Origin of the sequence: Pseudarthrobacter phenanthrenivorans, assembly GCF_000813845.1 — a bacterium.
Lineage (GTDB): Bacteria > Actinomycetota > Actinomycetes > Actinomycetales > Micrococcaceae > Arthrobacter > Arthrobacter phenanthrenivorans_B.
The window spans coordinates 1-1,274 of the sequence record NZ_JWTB01000059.1; the positions used below are offsets into that span (position 1 = coordinate 1).

1 pseudogene is annotated in these 1,274 nt (G+C 64.8%); it reads right to left on the bottom strand.

The annotated features are described in order from the left end of the window. Positions 1-1,271: pseudogene (locus RM50_RS20015) on the bottom strand (pyruvate dehydrogenase (acetyl-transferring), homodimeric type); the annotation flags it as partial. Positions 1,272-1,274: the final 3 nt, after the last annotated feature.

A 1,274-nucleotide genomic window follows, 5' to 3' on the forward strand; every position in this document is an offset into this window, starting at 1 on the left:
TTCATCTGGTGGGTCGCGTTGCGGCCCTCGAAGTGTGGTCCGAGGCCGTAGCCCTTGACGGTGTGGGCGAGGATGACGGTGGGTTTGCCCTTGAATTCGGTGGCTGCCTTGTAGGCGGCGTAGACCTTGCGGTAGTCGTGGCCGCCGCGTTTGAGGTTCCAGATCTGGTCGTCGGTGAGGTCCGCGACGAGGTCCTTGGTCTGCGGGGTCTTGCCGAAGAAGTGTTCGCGGACGAACCCGCCGGATTCGGCCTTGTAGGTCTGGTAGTCCCCGTCCACGGTCTCGTTCATGATTTTCACCAGGGACCCGTCGGTGTCGCGGGTGAGCAGGTCATCCCATTCCCGGCCCCAGACGACCTTGATCACATTCCAGCCCGCGCCGCGGAAGAACGCTTCGAGTTCCTGCATGATCTTGCCGTTGCCGCGCACCGGCCCGTCCAGGCGCTGGAGGTTGCAGTTGATCACGAAGTTCAGGTTGTCCAGGTTCTCGTTCGCGGCGAGCTGGAGCAGGCCGCGGGATTCGGGCTCGTCCATTTCGCCGTCGCCCAGGAACGCCCAGACCTGCTGGTCCGAGGTGTCTTTCAGGCCCCGGTTGTGCAGGTAGCGGTTGTTCTGCGCCTGGTAGATCGCGTTCATCGGCCCGATACCCATGGACACGGTGGGGAATTCCCAGAACTGCGGCATCAGCCGCGGGTGCGGGTAGGAGGACAGGGCGTGCCCGGCGCGGGACTTTTCCTGCCGGAACCCGTCCAGGTCCTCCTCGGAGAGCCGGCCTTCCATGAACGCCCTGGCGTACATCCCGGGGGAGGCGTGGCCCTGGAAGAAGACCTGGTCCCCGCCGCCGGGGTGGTCCTTGCCGCGGAAGAAGTGGTTGAACCCGACCTCGTACAGGGTCGCGGCACCGGCATAGGTGGAGATGTGCCCGCCGACGCCGATATCGGGCCGCTGCGCCCGGTGCACCATGACCGCGGCGTTCCACCGCATATAGGCCCGGTACCGGCGCTCGTACTCCTCGTTGCCCGGGAACTCCGCTTCCTGGTCCACCGGGATCGTGTTCACGTAATCGGTGGTGGTCACCATCGGCACACCCACGCTCTGCGCGCCGGCGCGCTGCAGCAGGCTCCGCATGATGTATTGGGCACGCTCGGTGCCCTGTTCCCTGATCAACGCATCCAGGGACTCAACCCACTCGGCAGTCTCTTCCGGATCACGATCAGGCAGCTGGTTAGTCAACCCGCTGAGGATATGGGAGGTATCTTCTCCTGCAGCCACGTC